Origin of the sequence: Elstera litoralis, from assembly GCF_000963705.1 — a bacterium.
GTDB lineage: Bacteria > Pseudomonadota > Alphaproteobacteria > Elsterales > Elsteraceae > Elstera > Elstera litoralis.
In genome coordinates, this window is record NZ_LAJY01000242.1 from 1 (window position 1) to 2,510 (window position 2,510).

At 61.0% G+C, this 2,510-nt stretch carries 3 protein-coding genes; all 3 read right to left on the reverse strand.

Annotation, left to right across the window (positions count from 1 at the left end):
- The coding region (locus tag VZ95_RS10170) for a DUF3333 domain-containing protein (RefSeq protein WP_156995227.1) at window positions 1–573 on the reverse strand (573 nt) is incomplete at its 3' end.
- A gap of 65 nt (window positions 574–638) precedes the next feature.
- Window positions 639–2,024 carry a phosphate ABC transporter permease subunit PstC gene (gene pstC, locus VZ95_RS10175; protein ID WP_045775743.1) on the reverse strand — a complete coding sequence of 462 codons (1,386 nt, stop codon included), beginning with the start codon at window positions 2,022–2,024 and terminating at the stop codon, window positions 639–641.
- A gap of 126 nt (window positions 2,025–2,150) precedes the next feature.
- Window positions 2,151–2,510, reverse strand: a 360-nt coding sequence (locus tag VZ95_RS10180) for a substrate-binding domain-containing protein (RefSeq protein WP_045775744.1), incomplete at its 5' end; no start/stop codon positions are given.

Consider the following 2,510-nt stretch of genomic DNA (forward strand, 5'->3'; position numbering starts at 1 on the left):
CCCCGCCAGTTCGGGCTGACGGCTATCGCCGCTGCTCAGGAACCAGACATTGAAGCTGCGGTGAATCTTACCATCGGCTTTCAGCGTTTCAAACCAAGCGATTTGCTGCGGGCTCAGGCGCGATTCGCCGCCTTTCGGCGTCTTTCCCGCAAAGCCCTTGGCGTACATATCATAGTCGGAAGCCACCGGAATGCGGACGGTAATCTGCTGCCCGATGATGGCGGGGTTTGCCATCACCTGATCGCGGATTTCATCGCCTGCGCCGTTGGAGAGCAGCGTGTAAAGCGCGCGCAGCTCGTTCCGGTCTTTCACGTCGGGGAAAGAGGTGCGCAACGCCGCCCGGGCAACGCCCTGGTAGTCGCCCGCCCGCAGATCGTCCGGGCTGCGCTTGCCGCCGGGATCGACCAGCGCCGGATCGACGGTGACGGTGAGGGTCATCGTCGTCGCGGTGAAGGCGGTGTAACCCTGGCCAATGATGCTCCAGAGCAGCACGGCCAGCGCAATGATCGAGATCAGAATGGCGGAAAGCCCATAGGCGCGGAACCGCCATTCAGAGCCATACCGCCGCTTCAAGCGTTTTTTTGGCCTCGTCGGTGGCGTGCACACCGAGGGCCGCCCCCTGGGGGCGTTCGACGATATCAGTCATATTTTTCCCGATATTTGCGCACAACGGCCAGAGCGATAACGTTCAGGCACAGGGTGATGACGAACAGCACCAGCCCGAGGGCGAAGGCCGAGAGGGTTTTGGGGCTATCGAACTCTTGGTCGCCGACCAGAAGCGTTGCGATTTGCACCGTCACCGTCGTCACCGCCGCGAGCGGGTTGAAGGTGAGGTTGGCGGCCAGACCGGCGGCCATAGCCACGATCATCGTTTCGCCAATCGCGCGGCTGATGGCCAGCATGACGGCGGCGACGATCCCTGGCAGGGCGGCGGGGAGCACCACTTGCCGGATGGTTTCCGACTTGGTGGAGCCGAGCCCATAGGCCCCGTGGCGCAGGCTTTGCGGCACGGCGTGGATCACATCGTCCGCCAGCGAGGAGACGAAGGGAACAATCATGATCCCCATCACCACGCCTGCGGCCAAAGCACTTTCCGACGCCACATCCAGCCCCATAGCCGTTCCGGCATCGCGCACGAAGGGGGCGACGGTGAGGGCGGCGAAGAAGCCGTAAACCACGGTCGGGATCCCCGCCAGCACTTCCAGCACCGGCTTTGCCACCGAACGCAGGCGCGGGCTGGCATAATCGGCCATGTAAATCGCCGACAACAGCCCAACCGGCACCGCCACCAACATCGCAATCACCGTAATCAGCAGCGAGCCGGTGAACAGCGGCAGGAAGCCGAAGGCCCCGGAGGAGCCAACCTGATCGGCACGAATGGCCGTTTGCGGGCTCCATTGCAGACCGAAGAGGAAATCCAGCGCCGGATATTTGGTGAAGAAGCGCATCGATTCGAAGATGAGCGACGCAACAATGCCCACGGTGGTCAGAACGGCAATGGTGGAGGCGATAATCATCACTACCATCGCAAAACGTTCGACCCGGTTGCGGGCGCGCATCTGCGGATTGATCCGCCAGAAGCCGACCGCGAACCCGGCAACGCCAAGGCAGGCGCCGACAATGCTGACGATCCACGCGCCGGTTTCATGCAGCCCGTGATAGTTGCGCACCGCATCGGCAATCGCCGGGTCCGGGGTGCGGGTGCCCGCATTCCCATAGGCGAAATTGCGGATGTCTGCCATCACCAGCGTGAGCTGGTTCGAACTCATCGCCCGGTAGCTCTCGGGCATGGCACTCAGCACCATATGTTCGATGACCGTCGGCTCCAACACCGCCCACAGCAGCATCACGGCGGCCGCAGGAACAAGGCACCAGAGCGCCATGTAATAGCCATAATAGCTGGGTAGGGAATGCATGCTGGCGCGGATGCGCGTGCCTTCCATCGCCAAAACACGGCGTCGACCCAAGAAGAAAGCGAAGACCGCAAGTGCGGCAACCGCAATAAAAACGAAAGACGGGGACATGGGGACCCCTCATGTAACCGAAAAAAGGAAAAACGGATTTTTGTTTATTCGGGAAAGTCCCATCGCCGCGCAATGGTTTTCAACCGAATACAGCGACGGGGGCCCGTTGCCGAGCCCCCACCCTGATTACATCGCCAGCTTGGCGAGGCCAACCGAGGATTCACGCACCTTGGCGCGGTCCGCATCCGGCAGCGGGATCAGGCCCTTATCGGCCAGATAGCCTTCTTTGCCGTAGGCTTTTTCCGAGACGAATTCGGTGACGAATTCTTTGATGCCCGGAATAACGCCGACGTGTGCGTTCTTCACGTAGAAGAAGATCGAACGCGAAACCGGGTACTTGCCTGCCGAGATGTTTTCGAAGGTCGAGTCGAAGCCTTCGATCTGGCTGCCCTGAACCTTGTCCTTGTTCTGATCGAGGAAGCTATAGCCGAAGATCCCCAGGGCTTCCGGCGAGGTGTTCAGCTTCTGGATAATCAGATTGTCGTT

Excerpts from the sequence above, each read along its gene's own strand:
- pstC (WP_045775743.1), bottom strand. The coding sequence starts at position 2,024 with ATGTCCCCGTCTTTCGTTTTTATTGCGGTTGCCGCACTTGCGGTCTTC.